The organism is Brevibacterium metallidurans, assembly GCF_037101285.1.
Lineage (GTDB): Bacteria > Actinomycetota > Actinomycetes > Actinomycetales > Brevibacteriaceae > Brevibacterium > Brevibacterium metallidurans.
Window position 1 is genome coordinate 1 of the sequence record NZ_BAAAAF010000071.1, and the last position, 544, is coordinate 544.

The following is a 544-nucleotide window of genomic DNA, read 5'->3' on the forward strand; positions in this document are numbered from 1 at the left end:
GTGCCGGTACATAACCAAATACGCGGCGACGATCCGCTGCGTCTGGTCGGGGAAAAACTGATCAAGGATAATGTCGCAGCGATGCACGCCTCGCTGGACGTGAATAGCGAAGAGAAACTGCTGGAAGCGGTTGCGCTCCTGCGCGACGCTCGCCGGGTGATCATCACCGGCATAGGCGCATCCGGGCTGGTCGCGCGTAATTTCAGCTGGAAGCTAATGAAGATTGGCATCAACGCCGTTGCCGAGCAGGATATGCATGCGCTGCTGGCAACGGTACAGGCGATGTCGGCCGACGATCTGCTGCTGGCTATCTCCTACTCCGGAGAACGTCGCGAGATCAACATGGCGGCCGGAGAAGCGCTGCGCGTCGGCAGTCAGATCCTCGCGATCACCGGTTTTACCCCCAATGCGCTGCAACAGCAGGCCTCGCAGTGCCTGTACACGATTGCGGAGGAGCAAGCCACGCGCAGCGCGGCGATCTCCTCTACCAGCGCACAGATGATGCTGACCGACCTGCTGTTTATGGCGCTGGTGCAGCAGGATC

1 protein-coding gene is annotated in these 544 nt (G+C 60.5%); it reads left to right on the forward strand.

The genetic code is table 11. The annotated features are described in order from the left end of the window. Positions 1 to 544, forward strand: a 544-nt coding sequence (locus AACX88_RS17575; protein WP_339394143.1) for an SIS domain-containing protein, incomplete at both ends; no start/stop codon positions are given.